Below are 17,538 nucleotides of genomic sequence, written 5' to 3' on the forward strand. Positions count from 1 at the left end.
CTAACAGAGTTATGTAGATACCTATGCTGCGATAGGGCCTTGAGCCTCACTACAAGGCTCAAGGCTCCAACCCAATCCCGCGCAAAATCACACCGGTCACGGTCTGAATGGCCTGCTCGAACTGCCTGTCCGACAACGGCTGGTGATCATTCAGAATCTTCACTTGGTGATCGAAGTCGGCGTAGTGCTGGGTCGAGGCCCAGATCATGTACAGCAAGCTCGAGGGCTCCACCGGCAGGATGCGTTTGTCTTGCACCCATTGGCGAATCTTCGCTTCCTTCATCTTGGCCCAGTCGTACAGGCTTTCATCCAGGGCCTCGCCGAGTGTGGGCGCGCCGTGGATGATTTCATTGGCCCAGACCTTGGAGCCATATGGGCGCGTGCGCGAGCGCTGCATCTTGGCGCGGATGTAGCTGCTGAGCACCACCCGAGGGTCGTCGAAGGTTTCAAAGCTCAGGGCGTCCTGCTTCCACAACTCCAGCAGGTCGAACAGTACCGCGCTGTACAGCTCACTTTTGGTGGTGAAGTAGTAATGCAGGTTGGAGCGCGGCAGTTGCGCTTCTTCGGCGATGTCGGCCATGGCGGTGCTGCCATAGCCTTTGTTGGCGAAGACCTTCTCCGCCGCCAGCAGGATTTTCTCGACGTTGACCCGACGAATTCCGATCTTGTGATTGCCCATATGGGCTCCCTGACAACAACACGGCCTAAAGACTACCACCGGCTCTAGATCGGGGCGACAGGCCAAGCCGAAACTTCGTACACTGCCGGCTCCTATCCTCTGATCGGTATTGAACAATGTTGCTCAAGAAGTCCCTGACCGCTGCTGTCCTGTTCACTGCCCTGCTGGGCGCCTCCACGGCATTTGCCCACGCCCACCTCAAGAGCGCGGAGCCTGCGGCTGACAGCAAAGTCGCCGCACCCAAAGACCTGCGCCTGACCTTCAGCGAAGGCGTCGAAGCCACCTTCACCAAGGTCTCCCTGAGCAAGGACGGCACCGAAATCGCCATCAAGGGCCTGGAAACTCCGGACGCCGACAAGAAGACCCTGGTGGTCACGCCTGCCGCTGCGCTGGCAAACGGCACCTATAAAGTCGAATGGCATGCGGTGTCCGTCGACACTCACAAAAGCGAAGGCACTTACAGCTTCAAGGTCGGCCAATAACCCATGGCAACCCTGCTGGTGCTGTGCCGCTTCCTGCACTTTTGCGTCGTGTTGCTGATGTTCGGGGCTTGGGTATTCAGGCCCTGGCTGCTCGGCGCTCATGTGCAGCCGACACTGGACCGGCAATTGCTGCGCATCACCCGTGGCCTGGCCGGCTTGGGGCTGTTCACCGGGGTTGTGTGGCTGCTGTTGATCACCGCCAGCATGGCCGGCAGTTGGGACTCGGCGCTGCAACCGGCCACGGTGCAGTTGGTGCTGGGCAAGACCTTTTTTGGCCAGGTATGGGCCTGGCATCTGCTGCTGAATCTGCTGCTGGTGACCGTGCTGATCAAGCCCTGGCCGGCCTTGCGCTTACCGCTGCTCGCCCTGCTGCTGGCGACCCTGGCCCCCGTAGGCCATGGCGCCATGCTCGACGGGCTGAGTGGGCAGTTGCTGATTCTCAACCAGGTAGTGCACCTGCTGTGCGTTGGGGCCTGGCTCGGTGGGTTGCTGGTGTTGGTGCTGATCCTCCGGCAGGCGCAAGACCACCACCTGGAGCCGATTCTGCGGCGCTTCAGCGGTGTGGGATATGGCCTGGTCGGCGGCCTGCTGGTAACCGGTCTGATCAACGTGCGCGTGCTCACCGGGCAACTGTGGCCCACGCCGCTGTTCGAGGGCTTCGCCTTGATCCTGCTGATCAAGGTGGGGCTGGTGCTGGGCATGCTGGGGTTGGCGCTGTTGAACCGGTTGCGTATCAAGCGCTGCGAACAACGCCTGGGCAGTTTGAGAGCCAGTGTGATGATGGAGTGGCTGTTGGGCATTGCAGCAGTGGCTGCGGTTTCCCTGCTTGGCACCCTGCCGCCGATGGTCATGGCTGGCTGAAAAGTCTTGTGCAATGCAATCAATGTGGGAGCCCCCCCATCAGTTGAATCGTTTCACCCAAGTAATCGTATAACTTCTGCTTGACACGCCCTCAAAACCTCGCAAATATCGCGCCCCATGTTGTACGACGACGTATAACAAATAATAAAAACAACAAAACAAAGGGAGCCTCACTGTGAGTCAATCCGCCCGTCATTCCTGCACGCGCCTGGGCCTTCTCGGCCTCGGCAGCCTGGCCGTCACCCTGCCGCTGGGTGCCAACGCCGAAGGCTTTATCGACGACGCCAAGGCCACGCTCAACCTGCGTAATGCCTACTTCAATCGCAACTTCACCAACCCGACCAACCCCCAGGGCAAGGCCGAAGAGTGGACGCAGAATTTTATCCTTGATGCCAAGTCCGGCTTTACCCAGGGCACGGTCGGTTTCGGGATTGACGTGCTGGGCCTGTATTCGCAAAAGCTTGATGGCGGCAAAGGCACCGCCGGCACCCAACTGTTGCCGGTGCATGACGATGGCCGCCCCGCCGACAATTTCGGGCGTCTGGGTGTCGCGCTGAAAACCAGGCTGTCGAAGACCGAGTTGAAGGTTGGCGAATGGATGCCGGTGCTGCCGATCTTGCGTTCCGATGATGGCCGCTCCCTGCCCCAGACCTTTCGTGGCGGCCAGGTCACCTCCAATGAAATCGCCGGCCTGACGCTCTACGGTGGCCAGTTTCGCGGCAACAGCCCACGCAACGACGCGAGCATGGAAGACATGTTCATGAACGGCAAAGCCGCGTTCACTTCGGACCGTTTCAACTTCGGCGGCGGCGAATACACTTTCAACGACAAACGTACCCAGGTCGGCCTGTGGTACGCCGAACTGACTGATATCTATCAACAGCAGTACCTCAACCTCACCCACAGCCAGCCGCTGGGAGACTGGACCCTGGGCGCCAACCTCGGGTTCTTCAACGGCAAGGAAGACGGCAGCGCCCTGGCCGGCGACCTCGATAACAAGACCCTGTTCGCCCTGCTCTCGGCCAGATACAACGGCCATACCTTCTATGTTGGCCTGCAAAAACTCAGCGGCGACAGCGCCTGGATGCGCATCAACGGCACCAGCGGCGGCACTCTGGCCAACGACAGCTACAACGCCAGCTACGACAACGCCAAGGAAAAGTCCTGGCAGGTGCGCCACGACTTCAACTTTGTGGTGCTCGGCGTTCCTGGGCTCACCCTGATGAACCGCTATATCAGCGGCAGCAATGTACATACCGGGGCGATCACCGACGGCAAGGAGTGGGGACGTGAGTCGGAGTTGGCCTACACGGTGCAGAGCGGTGCGCTGAAGAACCTCAATGTGAAGTGGCGCAACTCGACCATGCGTCGGGATTTCAGCAATAACGAGTTCGATGAGAACCGGATTTTTATCAGCTATCCGATTTCGTTGTTGTAGGTTCAAGAGTCGAACTCGATCTCAAAGGTGCCACACATCCATGTGGGAGCTGGCTTGCCAGCCCCCACCTTTGATCTCATGTGCCTGGAAGGACGTTGACAACACCAGGAATCCCTAACACTATTTCCCTATAGTCATACGACAACCTACAACAAAAATCTGGAAGGCCCATGACCACCACCACCCCCGCTCCCTTCAACCGTCTGTTGCTCACTGGTGCCGCCGGCGGCCTGGGCAAAGTCCTGCGTGAACGCATGCGTCCTTATGCCCAGGTGCTGCGCCTTTCGGATATCGCTGAAATGGCCCCCGCCACCGACGCTCGCGAAGAGGTACACACCTGCGACCTGGCCGACAAACACGCCGTGCATCAGTTGGTAGAGGGCGTCGACGCCATCCTGCACTTTGGCGGCGTTTCGGTGGAGCGCTCGTTCGAAGAGGTGCTGGGCGCGAACATCAGCGGCATTTTCCATATCTACGAAGCGGCCCGCCGCCACGGGGTCAAGCGGGTGATCTTCGCCAGCTCCAATCACGTGATCGGTTTCTACAAACAGGGCGAGCAACTCGACGCCCATTCCCCGCGCCGCCCGGACAGTTACTACGGCCTGTCCAAGTCCTACGGCGAAGACATGGCCAGTTTCTACTTCGACCGTTATGGCATCGAGACCGTGAGCATCCGTATCGGCTCCTCGTTCCCGCAACCGCAGAACCGCCGGATGATGCACACCTGGCTGAGTTTCGACGACCTGACCCAACTGCTCGAACGCGCGCTGTACACGCCCAACGTCGGCCATACCGTGGTGTACGGCATGTCGGCCAACCTCGACACCTGGTGGGACAACCGCTACGCCGCGCACCTGGGCTTTACCCCCAAGGACAGCTCCGAAGTGTTCCGCGCCCAGGTCGAAGCCCAACCGCCCGTGGCCACCGATGACCCGGCCAAGGTCTACCAGGGCGGTGCGTTCTGCGCGGCGGGGCCGTTCGGTGACTGAGTGCCCCGCAACCCAAGGGAATGACCATGACTGCTGAACTGATTGTCGATGCCCGCAATGCGGTGGGCGAATGCCCGGTGTGGGTGCCCGAAGAAAACGCCCTGTATTGGGTAGATATCCCCAACGGCGGCCTGCAACGCTGGAGCGCCGCCACCGGCCATCTGGCAGCGTGGAAAGCCCCAGAGATGCTCGCCTGTATTGCGCGCACCCAAGCAGGCAATTGGGTCGCCGGCATGCAAACCGGCTTCTTCCAACTCACGCCCCACAACGACGGCAGCCTCGACACCGTGCCGCTGGCCAGCCTCGAACATTCACGCCCGGACATGCGTTTGAACGATGGCCGCTGCGATCGCCAGGGCCGTTTCTGGGCCGGCAGCATGGTGCTGGACATGGGCTTGAACGCCGCCGAGGGCGTCCTTTATCGCTATGGGTCCGGGGCTGCGCCCCACGCGCTACTGGAGGGGTTCATCACCCTCAACGGCCTGGCCTTCAGCCCCGATGGTCGCACGATGTACGCTTCCGATTCGCACCCGAAGGTGCAAAAGGTCTGGGCGTTCGACTACAACATCGAGACCGGCACGCCGTCCAATCGCCGCCTGTTCATTGATATGAACGACTTCCCCGGGCGTCCCGACGGTGCAGCCGTGGACGCCGAGGGCGGTTACTGGATCTGCGCCAACGACGCCGGGTTGGTTCACCGTTTCACCCCGGACGGTCGCCTGGACCGCTCCCTGAGCGTGCCCGTGAGAAAACCCACCATGTGCGCCTTCGGTGGCAGCCGCCTGGATACTCTGTACGTCACCTCCATCCGCGACGACCCGAGTGAACAGTCGCTGTCTGGTGGCGTGTTCGCCCTCAACCCCGGCGTCCAAGGACTGCCCGAACCCCGCTTCATCGTTTAATCGCTGTGCCTTGAATACAACAATAACAAGACAGGAGTGACTTCCATGGACTTCAAACGCACCTTGCTCGCCGCTGCAATCTTCACCCTCAGCAGCGCCGCCCACGCGCTGGAAATCAAGTTCGCCGACATCCACCCCGCTGGCTACCCCACCGTGGTCGCCGAAGAAAACATGGGCAAGGCCCTGACCAAGGCGAGCAACGGCGAGCTGACCTTCAAGTACTTCCCCGGCGGTGTGCTGGGCTCCGAGAAGGAGGTGGTCGAACAGGCCCAGGTCGGCGCCGTGCAAATGACCCGCGTCAGCCTCGGCATCGTCGGCCCGGTGGTGCCGGACGTGAACGTGTTCAACCTGCCGTTCGTATTCCGCGACCAGGCGCATATGCGCAAGGTCATCGATGGCGAGATCGGCGACGAGATCCTCGCCAAGATCACCAACTCCGAGTTCGGCCTGGTGGCCCTGGCCTGGATGGATGGCGGCACGCGCAATCTCTATACCAAGAAACCGGTGCGCAAGATCGAAGACCTCAAGGGCATGAAGATCCGCGTGCAAGGCAACCCGATTTTCATCGAAGCCTTCAACGCCATGGGCGCCAACGGCATTGCCATGGACACCGGCGAGATCTTCAGCGCCCTGCAGACCGGGGTCATCGACGGCGCGGAAAACAACCCGCCGACCTTGCTGGAACACAACCACTTCCAGAACGCCAAGTACTACACCCTCACCGAACACCTGATCCTGCCTGAACCCATCGTGATGTCGAAAATCACCTGGAACAAGCTCGACCCCGCCCAGCAGGACATGGTCAAGGCCGCCGCCAAGGCCGCCCAGGCTGATGAGCGCGTGCTCTGGGACGCCAAGTCCGCCAGCAGTGAAGAGAAACTCAAGCAGGCCGGCGTGGAGTTCATCACCGTCGACAAAAAGCCATTCTATGAGGCCACTGCTGCGGTGCGTGCCAAGTACGGTGCGCCGTATGCGGACATGATCAAGCGCATCGACGCGGTTCAATAACCTCCCCTGCCCCTGCATAAGGCCCGGCGCGGTCGGCATCGACGCGCCCGGTCACGGTGAACGCCATGAAGACTTTACTGCTGCGCTTCAATGACCGCCTTTACATGACCTGCATCTGGGTCGCCGGCCTTTCCGTCCTGGGGGTCGCCTTGATCATTCCCTGGGGTATCTTCACCCGCTACGCCCTCGGCACCGGTTCCAGCTGGCCGGAGCCCACCGCCATCCTGCTGATGCTGGTGTTCACCTTTATCGGCGCCGCTGCCAGTTATCGTGCCGGTGCGCACATGTCGGTGGCGATGATCACTGACCGCTTGCCGCCTGTCCAACGCCGCCTCGTCGGCATCCTCTCGCAACTGCTGATGGGCACCATCTGCGTGTTCATGACGATTTGGGGCACCAAGCTGTGCCTGTCCACCTGGAACCAATTCATGAGCGCCATCCCCACCCTGCGCGTGGGCATTACCTACATGCCGATCCCGATTGGCGGCGTACTGACCCTGGTATTCGTGGTCGAAAAGCTGCTGCTCGGTGACCAGAGCAACCGCAAGGTGGTGCGTTTCGACCTGGTTGAAGAAAACGAAGGGGCCGCCTGATATGGACGCATTGATTCTGTTGGGCAGCTTTGTTGCATTGATTCTGATCGGCATGCCGGTGGCCTATGCATTGGGGCTGTCGGCGCTGATTGGCGCGTGGTGGATCGACATCCCGTTCCAGGCCCTGATGATTCAGATTGCCGGTGGGGTGAACAAGTTTTCGCTGATGGCGATTCCGTTCTTCGTGCTGGCCGGGGCGATCATGGCCGAGGGCGGTATGTCGCGGCGCCTGGTGGCCTTTGCCGGGGTGCTGGTGGGCTTTGTGCGTGGTGGGTTGTCCCTGGTCAATATCATGGCTTCGACGTTTTTTGGCGCGATTTCCGGCTCATCCGTGGCCGATACCGCCTCGGTCGGCTCGGTGCTGATTCCAGAAATGGAACGGCGTGGTTATCCGCGCGAATTCGCCACCGCAGTGACCGTCAGCGGTTCGGTGCAGGCGCTGCTGACGCCGCCCAGCCATAACTCGGTGCTGTACTCCCTGGCGGCGGGCGGCACCGTCTCCATCGCCTCGCTGTTCATGGCCGGCGTGGTGCCGGGATTGTTGATGAGCGCGTGCCTGATGGTGCTCTGCCTGATCTTCGCGAAAAAGCGCGACTACCCCAAAGGCGAAGTCATCCCCTTGAAGCAGGCGCTGAAGATCGCCGCCGACGCGCTCTGGGGCTTGATGGCCATGGTGATCATCCTCGGCGGCATCCTGTCGGGCATCTTCACCGCCACCGAGTCGGCGGCGATTGCGGTGTTGTGGGCATTCTTCGTGACCATGTTCATCTACCGCGACTACAAATGGCGCGAGCTGCCCAAACTGATGCATCGCACGGTGCGCACCATTTCCATCGTGATGATCCTGATCGCCTTCGCCGCCAGCTTCGGCTACATCATGACCCTGATGCAGATCCCGGCGAAGATCACCACGCTGTTCCTGACCCTGTCGGACAACCGCTACGTGATCCTGATGTGCATCAACGTCATGCTGTTGTTGCTCGGCACGGTGATGGACATGGCGCCGCTGATTCTGATCCTCACGCCTATCCTGATGCCGGTGATCCTGGGCATCGGCGTCGACCCGGTCCACTTCGGCATGATCATGCTGGTGAACCTCGGCATCGGTCTGATTACACCGCCGGTGGGCGCAGTGCTGTTCGTCGGCGCGGCGGTGGGCAAGACCAGTATCGAGAAAACCGTGAAGGCCCTGCTGCCGTTTTATGCGGTGTTGTTCTTGGTGCTGATTGCGGTGACCTACGTTCCGGCGTTGTCGCTGTGGTTGCCCCACTTGGTGCTGTAAAGGCGAACCAATGTGGGAGCTTGCCTGCGGTAGCGATCTGTCAGTCAACGCATTCATGACTGATACACCGCTATCGCAGGCAAGCCAGCTCCCACAGTTGAATCCTCAGTGTTTGTTTTGACTTCACTAGGCAGGTCAATCGTGATTGAGCTTACTGATCAATTCACCCATCTGGTGCTCGCCCCCGCCCTCGGCGCCAGCCTCGTCAATTGGACGGTACGCGCCACCGGGCAGCCGTTGTTGCGGCACAGCGACGGGCACGCGATCAATACCGGGCTGCCGGGCAAGCTGGGCTGCTATCCATTAGCGCCCTGGTCCAACCGCATCGCCCACGGCGGCTTCGACAACCCCGGTGGCTGGCTGGCACTGGCACCCAATAGCCTCACTGACCCTTTTCCGATTCACGGTTCGGCCTGGCAGCAGGCATGGGAGGTGACAAGCCAGTCAGAACATGAAGTGGCGTTGGAGCTGCGCTGCGAAACGCCCTTCGCCTATCACGCCCGCCAGCGGTTTCGCTTGAACAACGGTGAGTTGAATATCCAATTGTGTGTGACTCACCTGGCCAAGCAACCCGCCTGGCATGGGCTGGGCTTGCATCCGTACTTGCCGCGCCGGCCGGGTACGCGGCTGCAGGCCAAGGCTAGGCAAGTGTGGATGAGTGATGCAGCCAAGCTGCCCACCGCGTTGGCACCGGTTCCCGAGACCTGGGATTTCAGGCAACTCAAAGGGTTGCCAGAGGGGCTGGTGGACAACGCCTTTTGCGGCTGGGATGGGCACTGCTTGATCGAACAACCGGAGCTTGGCTACCGCCTCGAATGCCAGGCCAGCGGCGCCGATTACTTCCTGCTGTACTGCCCGCCGGGGTTGGAATTTTTCTGCATCGAGCCGGTGAGTCATCCGGTGAATGCCCATCACCTGGCGGGCAAGCCTGGCCTGAAATTGCTGGAACAAGGCCAGTCAACCCACCTCAATCTGAACCTGAAATACATGCCAAATGTCAGGGCGGTGAATTCTTAAGGCGCCCGGCAGTATCGATACTCACCACCACCGACAACCCCGGCCGCAAGCGCTCACTCTCGGCCTGGTCCGGGTCCACGATGATGCGCACCGGCACCCGCTGGGCGATCTTGACGAAGTTGCCGGTGGCGTTGTCCGCCTGCAACAGGCTGAACTCAGAACCGGTGGCCGGGGAAATATGCTGCACCGTGCCATGGAATTTGCGGTGGTTCAGCGCATCCACGGTGAACGTCACCGGCTGGCCGACCTGCACATTGTCCATCTGGGTTTCTTTCATATTGGCAATCACCCACAACTGCTTGGGCACCAGGGCCATCAGTTGCGCGCCGGAATTGACGTAGGCGCCCAGGCGCACGCCGATCTGCCCGAGCTGACCATCCCGTGGCGCCGTGATGCGTGTATTGGACAGGTCGATGCGCGCCAGTTCCACCGCCGCCTCGGCGCTCGCGACAGCTGCCTCCAGGGAGCCGCGGTTGACGATCACCGTCTGCAGATCCTGGCGCGCGATTTCCAGGCTGGCCTGGGCCTGGGCCACGGCAGCGATGGTCTGTGCGTTGGCGGCACGGGTCACGTCCAGTTCGCGTTTGGAGACCGAACCGTCACTGATCAACTCTTCATTGCGGCGCAAATCCGCAGTGCTCTTGCGTGCCTGGGCCTGGCTGTCGACCAACGCGGCCTGGCGCAGCTTGATGGTCGCTTCGGCGCTGTTGCGTTGCTGCACCACGTTGGCCAACGAGGCCTTCTGCACCGCCAGTTGCGCCAGGGCCTGGTCGAGGCGTTGCTTGTAGATACGGTCATCCAGGCGCACCAGCAGGTCGCCGGTCTTGACGTACTGGAAGTCCTGCACCGGCACTTCGAACACATAGCCGCTGAGCTGCGGGCCGATAATCGTCACCTGCCCACGCACCAAAGCGTTCTCGGTGGTTTCCACCGCGCTGCTGAACGGCGGCAGTTGCCAGGCGTACAGCACGATCAGCACACCGATGATGGCGATGGCGGCAAAGCCCAGGGACGAGATGATGCGCACGCGCAAGGGCCGCAATTGGGTAGGCACTGCGCCCGGGGGCGTGCTGCCTTCCGGCGTGGCGGCGATGGCGGTCGTGGTGGTGGTTGAAGGTTCAGTCATGAAGTTGCGCCGCTGGGTTGAACAGGAGGAATTGCCTTGGTGGTGCTCATCAACCACAGGCTACGGGCGAAGATCCACAGCATGGTCAGGATCGCGATAATCGCGATCAGCATGAAGACATCGTTGTAAGCCATGACGTTCGCCTCGCGGGTGGCCGCCGTGGCCAGGCTGCGGATGCCCATGAGGTTACGCAGTTCCGGGTCAGCGACGATCTTGCCATAGGCCGCCCCACCACTCTGCACCCGCGCCGCCACAAGCGGGTCGATCAGGGTCAGGTGCTCGACGATCATGCTCGAATGGTACTTCTCGCGCACGATCTGGAAAGTGCCCAGCAACGCCGCACCGATCAGGCCGCCGAGGTTCTGGCAGATCCCGAACATCACCGAGAAGCTCACCAGGTTGCGCGGGTTGGTCAGTACGTTTTTGGTTCCCAGCACCATGGTCGGCCCCAGGAAGAACGTACCGCCGAAGCCTAGCAGGAACTGGCTGATATAGAGGTTCTGCGGGCGGGTCAGGTTGCTGGAAAAACTGTCCATCACCGAACCGGTCGCCATCAGCGCCAGGGAAATGATCAGCGGCATCAGCAAATGCGCCGGGTTGATCGTCAGCGCGCTGACCACCAGCCCGGCAATCGCCCCGGCCAGCATCACCACGTACAGGGTGTGCATCTGCTGGTAGCTCATATTCAACATCTGCATGAACCCCACCGCACCGGTGGATTGCTCGGACAGCACCATGCGAATCAGCACCACCGCCAACGCCAGGCGGATCATCACGCCGCTGCCCAGCCAGCGCGTCATCAGCATCGGGTTGCTGCGGTTATGCTCGATGGCGAGCCCCGCCATGATCAGCACCAGGGAACAGGCCGAGGCTACGCCGATCCACGGCGCTTCCAGCCACCAGTCGATGCGCCCCAGGGACAGCACCGCACAGAGCAACGCCACGCCGCTGGAGAGGATGGCAAAGGTGAGAAAATCGAGCTTTTCAAAGGTCTTGAAGCGATCGCCCGGCGGCAGCTTGAGCAGGAACACGCAGCCCAGGCAGATCAGCGCCAGGCCCAGTTCGAACAAATACAGCCCGCGCCATTCAGCGATTTGCAGCAAGTCTTCAGAAAACAGCCGCGCCAGGGGCAGCGCCAATTGCGCGGTACCCAGCCCCAACACCAAAGCTTTCAACCGCCACTTGGCCGGGAATGCCTGGATCATGTAGTACAAGCCCAACGAACTCAGCGCCGCACCCACCATGCCATGGGCGGCCCGTACCGCAATCGCCGAACTGAGGTCATTGACGAACAAGTGGCCGAAGGTCACCAGCGCATAGAGCACCAGGAACACCTCGGTAAACGCGCGCAGGCCGAACTGCTGACGAAACTTCACCAGCAGCAGGTTCATGCACACATTGGTCATTACATAAGCGGCAGGCAGCCAGGCCATTTCCGCGGTGGTCGCGCCCAGGGCGCCTTGCAGGTATTGCAGGTTGGCGATGACCAGGGCGTTACCCAAGCCACCGGTGATTGCCACCAGCACGCCGACCAGCGCGAAGAGCCAGCGCTTACGCGTAGGATGCAGCGGCGTCGACGGCGAGCCAGGCAGGCTCGGCCGCTCGTGGGGTTGCCAGGTGTGGGGGGTGTATTTATCCATTCGGTGACCTTGGTAAGCCGGGGTGCAAGGCCGGTGAATCCGTTACACAGAGGAACAGTAACCTGAGAGGCGTTCATGTTGCCATCTTGAGGACGCAATTGATCGTCAATGGGGCACAGTCAAATGGGGTCCACTGCCTGGGATCATTTGTCTTGCCCCTTCGTTCGGGCTACATGCCCAGCGCTTGAACTCAGCGATCAGGGTCCGGCTTGATCGCTATATCAGGCACCGGCTTATAGAACGGTCCATAGTCCAGCAGTAGCTCCTCGCCTCTCTTGATGTCCTTGAGCGCCACATAGAACGTCAGGTTTTTCCCGACCGCGATGGACACGACATTGTTGGACATCCACGCAGGCCCCTCGCCCAGTTGCGAGGTATTGATCAGGCTCAGGGTGTTGCCCGTGTGCAGGCCGCTCACCGTCCGGGTACCCGAGCGCGTACCGAACAGGTAAGTCATTACAGCCCGCGAACCTTGCTTGCGCTGCTCCTCGAACAGTGACGCTTCGTCTGCATGGTATTTGCCTGCATAAGGGCCAAGCACTTCAAATTGGGGGATATCGCGCCGCGCCCATACCGAAGCGCCGCGAGCCGGCCCCCCATCGTCCAACGGCGTGACCACCTCCAGGGCATCGTCAAATCGGGTCTGATGCTGGCCTTCGGTGCGCAGCCAGTCTTTGATCGACGCCTTGATCTGTGCTGAAACCCTCGCCTTAGTCGGGCTATCAAGCCCATCGAGCACGCCATTCCAGTGGGAGATGCGGATGTCATCGATCGGGCCTTCGAGTGATTGGGTCAAGCTGATTCTGGGGTTCACCGGGTCCTGCAGAATCGGCAGCGTGTTGTCGATCTGATGACGAGGCAATGTCGGGAAATCGCTGGGTTCAACCTTGATCACCACGGGCGGAACTGTCGCAGCGGGGGCTGGGGCCTCCAGGCCTTGCGTTGTGCCGGCGCCGACCTTTGATGGTGGCGGGTCCAAGGGCTCTGATGCGGGGCGTTTTCGTGGACTTTCTGTAATCGATTGCTCAGGAACGGGGCGCGGCCCGGTGCCTTGCTGTAACCGTCTGAAACGTTGCGAGGCGATCGCTGTAAACGAGCCGTCCGCTCTCACGTACTTACTCCAAAGGTCTGGACTAAGCCTGTGCTGTTGCACAAACTGCGCCTGCGTGACGGAGTTGTCTGCGCTCTCGGCAAGCGCTTGCCACTGACGCAAAAGGTCACCGGTAATCCTGCGATAGCCGCCATCGGTTACATTCTTCATCAGGGCTTCGCCGGCCGCCGACAGGCCACCATCAGGACGGACATACGCTCTGAACGAATGCACACTCAGGTTATGCTGAACGGCGAACCCCTCCATGGTCATGGTCTCACGCGCCTGCTGAGTCAGCTTTTGCCACCTATCGATATGCGTTTCGGTCACCCTGCCCGCCACCATGTTGGCAGAGCGGTCGCGCACCGTCACACCGGCAGGGCTCAGTTTGCCGTCAGGCTGCACGTAATACTCAAAGGTTCTCGGGGATAGATGTTTCTGGCGAGCAAAGCCCCTGCGTGTAAGGCTTTGTTGCTGCGCGGGCGGCAACGCCTCCCACTCGCGCAAATGCCCAGCCGTGATCAACTCCATGCGCGCCCTCGGAACATGGGTGATCGGGCCCAGTGCGGCGCGCTCAAGGCGTTCGCTGGCGGTCGTTTTCAAGGAACCATCAGCGTTGACCCAGTCTCTCCAAGTGCCTGGATGGAGCCCGTTCTCGCTTGTGAACTGCGCTTGCGTGATCGCATTATTCGGGTCCTCGAAATAGGCTTTCCACTGGCGAAGGTGGTCGTCGGTAATCTTGTTAGGGGCAATACCGACCACCCTGTCCATCAGTTCTCTACCGACCGGCCCCAATGTACCGTCTCGCCGCACATGGGTTTTGAATGAGCCTGGATTAACGTGATAAAGCTCGGCAAACCCCTCGAGCGTCATTTCGTCACGCTCCGTCTGTGGCATGTCTTGCCAATCACGGATATGGGTTTCAGTCACGGTATAAAATGGCGTATTGGGTGCACGGTCGCGCACCGCCACGCCGATAGCGGTCAACTGACCATCTGGTTTTACATAGCGATTGAACACTTTCGGGTGCAGATGTTGCTGCCGGGCGAAGCCTGCGGGGGTAAGGCTTTGCTGCTGCTCCAATGATAACGCCTGCCAAGCGCGCAAATGATCGGCCATGGGGGTCTGGGCCTGAACAGCGGACGCCCGTGCGGCGCTTTGCAGTGCGCGTTCCAGACGCTGCGCGCCCGCCCCCTTCAACGAGCCATCCGCGTTGACGTACTGCGCCCAGCTACGTTGGCTGAGCCCGTGCTGGCTCACGAACTGCGCTGACGTCAATGAGTTGCCTGGTTGCCTGAAAAGCTCATCCCACTGGCGTAAATGATCATCGGTAATCTGGTTACTTTTGGTGGGAACAGAGGAGTTGATCAGCGTTTCCCCGCGGGTCATCAGGGTACCGTCCTTGCGCGCATACGTTTTGAAAGTACCCGGCCGAAGGTTATGAAGAACAGCAAACCCTTCCTGGGTCATTTCGTCACGCTGCGCCTGGGTCATGTTTTTCCACTCACGCACATGCGTTTCGGTCACCTTTGCGGTGAATGCGTTGGCAGGGCGATCACGCACGAGCACGCCGCTATCGGTTAACTGACCGTCTGGCTTTACGAAAAACTCAAAGGTTTTCTGTGTGAGTTTATTCTGCTTGGCAAAGCCCTTTCGGGTCAGCCTAATCTGCTCCTGCGGCGACAATGCCTCCCAGGCCTTCAAGAGCTCAGCAGTGATCTGCCCGCCGCCGGGTGCACCCAGGCGTTGCCATTCGTCGCCTTGTACATGCTGAACCAACAACTCGGTTTGCCGGTTGTTGTGATAAACCCGGGCCTGCACGACGCCCTCTTCCGTGCGAGACACCTGGCGCACCTCATACACCGCTGTGTCACCGTTGCTGTCGGTATGGCGTATGTGCGAGGAGTGCCCATCGGCTGCCACATATACGCCCTGGCTGTTGCGTGTGAGCCCTGCGATTTTGGATTCAGGCACTTTGAAGTGCCCGAACAGCTCATGGCTCAACTCACTTGGCCCATCGAAGCTCGCAGTGTCCACCTCACCGTCGACAGCATGGGTTGCGGCCTTGAACTCATCGAGCGGGCCGCCATAAGGCCGCATCGCGTCGGCATCGAATGCATACCACTTGCCACCCTTGAGCACCGCGGCCCCCTCCACCGTCTGGCCTGCCACCTTCACGGTGCCCGTTGCGGCGGCTTCGTACTGTTTGCTGATCGCCTTCAACACGTCATAACTGCCGGTGGCGCCCCTGAGCTTGTTGACGGCCTTGAGGCCTTTGGACAATACATAGAGACCAGCGCTACCCACCAACCTGGGCAAATCGCCCACCCCGCCGACGGGGTTGAGTACGTCAATGGTCGCCACGCCGATGACCTTGACCGCCCGCAATGCCTTGGCCCCGGCAGACAACGCAGAACGGCCGACCTTGAGCAACTTTCCTGCGGTGGCGGTGCCGGCGGTAAGAAAACCGAATACATCCAGCAAGAGGTCAAAAGCACCCGCGCCATACTGCCCGTTCTGAAAATTGACAATGGCGGACCTGAACGGGATCAGGTTCAACAAAAACTCGCTCAACTGTGCGTTCGCCTTGTCCAAGGCGGTTTGCCCACGGGCCTGCTGTTTGATAGCGGGATCGTCGAGGTCCAAGTGTTCGACAAACGCCGTGGCAACCCCATGGGATCGAGCGCTGGTAAAGCTATCCCAAGGCGCGTTATTCAGCGGTCGCCCACGTCCCAGATCATCGGCTTTATGGCTGGGCGTGAATAGTTTGGTCGTCGAAACCTTGTTGCCATCCCTGTCTTCCTTAACCTTTGTATTGTAAAGGCTCGTCTTTTCAATCGTGCCTTTATTGAAGTCGATGACGTAGGCGTGCGACGTGCCTTGCAGCTCTGTTTTGACCAGCAGCCCCGGTTCATTTTGAGCATACGTATTATTGAAATGCCCATCCATGACGTATGAGCCTTTCTGGAAAAAACTGACGTTTCCAAACTCGAAATGCTTGCGATCCTGTAAGGGCAGTTGCGAGATCATGTGCCTGACCGTTGTATTGACGGCGGCCTTTTTTTCCTCCATTGCACGGCTGAACTGCCGTTCGAATTCTGCCGGCACGCCAAATTGTCGATTGGCGTTCAAACCCGTTAGTACCCTTTGCAGGTCGTTGCCCTTGAGCGAGCTGCTGGGTTCGTGCGCCTTGAAAGGCCGGGACTCCAGCCAGTCGTCCATGGCGACATCCAAGAGCGAAATCCCTCCCCCTTCAATCTTTACGTAGTGCTGATCAACAGCAAATACTTTTTCTTCGAAAAACGCGCCAAGGTCGCCAAATCGCTCCTTGAGCTTGGTCAGGGCGATCTCTTTTCGCGTGGGCAATGCCTTATCCAGTGCGTGGGAGGCAGTGAGCCGGGTGTCCAACTGCGCGTTGAATGCGGCCCTTGCCGATTCAAGTTGCGCGGGTGGATAGTCGCCGTTCTGTCTTTTTGTGAGAACGCCACTGGCCACGGCCCAGTCCAGCAATGCCACCGTCTCTGCCGCTTGGGTAACTCCTGGGTCAACCCGCCGTGCTTCTTGTGCCTCGCTCATGACCTGGGCAAACGTCATGCCGGGGACTTTGCCCGGCGTCTGCGCCTCAATCGTCATCGCAGCAATCGCCAGGCTGGCCCATGCCTGGCTGCCGACTTTCACCGTCGCAGGAATGTCTTTGATCAGAAATTGCGGCGCCGACTTGGCCAGCAACAGGTACGCGCCGACACTTGCCAGTGCAGCGCTGGTTTTGCCAGTACGACTCAAATGTTCGGCCAAGCCAGCCACCACCGTGGATGCGTGGTGTCCCCCATGCGTGTCACCGCCCAGATCAAACCCGGCGACGCTGTTGCAATCGGGTGCGGTGATCGACTCAGGGTCCATCTGCAATGCGATAGCGGCCAGTAGGTAATCGCTCGCGCTGCTTTCGCTGTCAATGCCCTGCATTGTTTGCTGCAGCGCGTTGCCCATCCGTTGCCCTTGCGGGGAATTGACCAGCGCTTCGAGTATTTTGGCCGGGTCGCTCCCCACTTCTGCCGGCAGCGGCTGGCGATACCGCAGGAACTCCAGTACGCCACCCTTGGTTTGCATCACCAGCGGCTGGTCGCCCAGAGGGTGTGCGTAATTCATCGTCGCAAGGCGCAAACGCCGCTGCGCATCTGCACTCAAGGGATTTGGCCAGGATAATGCCCCGCCCAAATGGCCCAGTGAGAAGACAGGACTGTTGGGTAATGGCAAATTCTGGCTGGGACGCTGGGGCGTCAACGACGGTTCAAGGTCATCGGCCACAAGCGGTGGCCGTTTTTCAGCTGCTGCCAAGGGAAGCGAAAAATGCGTATGTGCTGCGGTAATTGTCATAAAGCGCCTGTGCATAGTCGAAGAATCATCCAGGCAAAAGCGCGTTTCGGCGCTTGC

The 17,538-nt window shown here is 60.2% G+C and carries 13 protein-coding genes; 9 read left to right on the forward strand and 4 right to left on the reverse strand.

The features are described from left to right. Window positions 1-58 precede the first annotated feature (58 nt). Window positions 59-679, reverse strand: coding sequence for a TetR/AcrR family transcriptional regulator (locus CLM72_RS17060; RefSeq protein ID WP_105227228.1), 621 nt, complete (start codon window positions 677-679; stop codon window positions 59-61). Window positions 680-795: 116 nt separating this feature from the next. Here CLM72_RS17060 and copC point away from each other — a divergent pair, with 116 nt between their 5' ends. The 9 genes from copC to CLM72_RS17105 all read left to right on the forward strand — a co-directional run bounded on the left by copC (window position 796) and on the right by CLM72_RS17105 (window position 9,251). Then, the gene (gene copC / locus CLM72_RS17065) at window positions 796-1,161 is read left to right on the forward strand and encodes a copper homeostasis periplasmic binding protein CopC (RefSeq protein ID WP_034127959.1); all 366 of its coding nucleotides are present in this window, start codon (window positions 796-798) and stop codon (window positions 1,159-1,161) included. Between the two features lie 3 nt (window positions 1,162-1,164). Next, the gene (copD, locus tag CLM72_RS17070; RefSeq protein ID WP_105227229.1) at window positions 1,165-2,022 is read left to right on the forward strand and encodes a copper homeostasis membrane protein CopD; all 858 of its coding nucleotides are present in this window, start codon (window positions 1,165-1,167) and stop codon (window positions 2,020-2,022) included. A gap of 175 nt (window positions 2,023-2,197) precedes the next feature. Next, a complete protein-coding gene (locus CLM72_RS17075; protein WP_034127961.1) occupies window positions 2,198-3,460 on the forward strand; it encodes an OprD family porin in 1,263 nt (420 codons plus the stop codon). Between the two features lie 170 nt (window positions 3,461-3,630). Beyond that, window positions 3,631-4,449, forward strand: a complete 819-nt coding sequence (locus CLM72_RS17080; RefSeq protein ID WP_105227230.1) for an NAD(P)-dependent oxidoreductase — start codon at window positions 3,631-3,633, stop codon at window positions 4,447-4,449. A 26-nt stretch (window positions 4,450-4,475) separates the two neighbouring features. After that, window positions 4,476-5,351, forward strand: a complete 876-nt coding sequence (locus tag CLM72_RS17085) for an SMP-30/gluconolactonase/LRE family protein (RefSeq protein WP_105227231.1) — start codon at window positions 4,476-4,478, stop codon at window positions 5,349-5,351. 45 nt (window positions 5,352-5,396) lie between these two features. Next, a complete protein-coding gene (locus CLM72_RS17090) occupies window positions 5,397-6,359 on the forward strand; it encodes a TRAP transporter substrate-binding protein (protein WP_105227232.1) in 963 nt (320 codons plus the stop codon). A gap of 65 nt (window positions 6,360-6,424) precedes the next feature. Continuing rightward, the gene (locus tag CLM72_RS17095; protein WP_054898249.1) at window positions 6,425-6,952 is read left to right on the forward strand and encodes a TRAP transporter small permease; all 528 of its coding nucleotides are present in this window, start codon (window positions 6,425-6,427) and stop codon (window positions 6,950-6,952) included. A 1-nt stretch (window position 6,953) separates the two neighbouring features. Then, the gene (locus tag CLM72_RS17100; RefSeq protein WP_105227233.1) at window positions 6,954-8,234 is read left to right on the forward strand and encodes a TRAP transporter large permease; all 1,281 of its coding nucleotides are present in this window, start codon (window positions 6,954-6,956) and stop codon (window positions 8,232-8,234) included. A gap of 141 nt (window positions 8,235-8,375) precedes the next feature. Next, a complete protein-coding gene (locus tag CLM72_RS17105) occupies window positions 8,376-9,251 on the forward strand; it encodes an aldose 1-epimerase (protein WP_105227234.1) in 876 nt (291 codons plus the stop codon). Here CLM72_RS17105 and CLM72_RS17110 read toward each other — a convergent pair. The 3 genes from CLM72_RS17110 to CLM72_RS17120 form a co-directional block, all read right to left on the reverse strand. After that, window positions 9,232-10,377 (reverse strand): HlyD family secretion protein, encoded by a 1,146-nt coding sequence (locus CLM72_RS17110; protein WP_054917397.1) that lies wholly within the window; start codon window positions 10,375-10,377, stop codon window positions 9,232-9,234. The two genes, CLM72_RS17105 and CLM72_RS17110, sit on opposite strands and share 20 nt — an antisense overlap. Beyond that, the gene (locus CLM72_RS17115) at window positions 10,374-12,017 is read right to left on the reverse strand and encodes an MFS transporter (protein ID WP_105227235.1); all 1,644 of its coding nucleotides are present in this window, start codon (window positions 12,015-12,017) and stop codon (window positions 10,374-10,376) included. Before CLM72_RS17115 ends, CLM72_RS17110 begins: the two co-directional genes overlap by 4 nt. Before the next feature lie 190 nt (window positions 12,018-12,207). After that, window positions 12,208-17,481 (reverse strand): SET domain-containing protein-lysine N-methyltransferase, encoded by a 5,274-nt coding sequence (locus tag CLM72_RS17120; protein WP_105227236.1) that lies wholly within the window; start codon window positions 17,479-17,481, stop codon window positions 12,208-12,210. Window positions 17,482-17,538 lie beyond the last annotated feature (57 nt).

It is taken from the genome of Pseudomonas sp. MYb193 (assembly GCF_002966775.1).
Taxonomy (GTDB): Bacteria; Pseudomonadota; Gammaproteobacteria; order Pseudomonadales; family Pseudomonadaceae; genus Aquipseudomonas; species Aquipseudomonas paracarnis.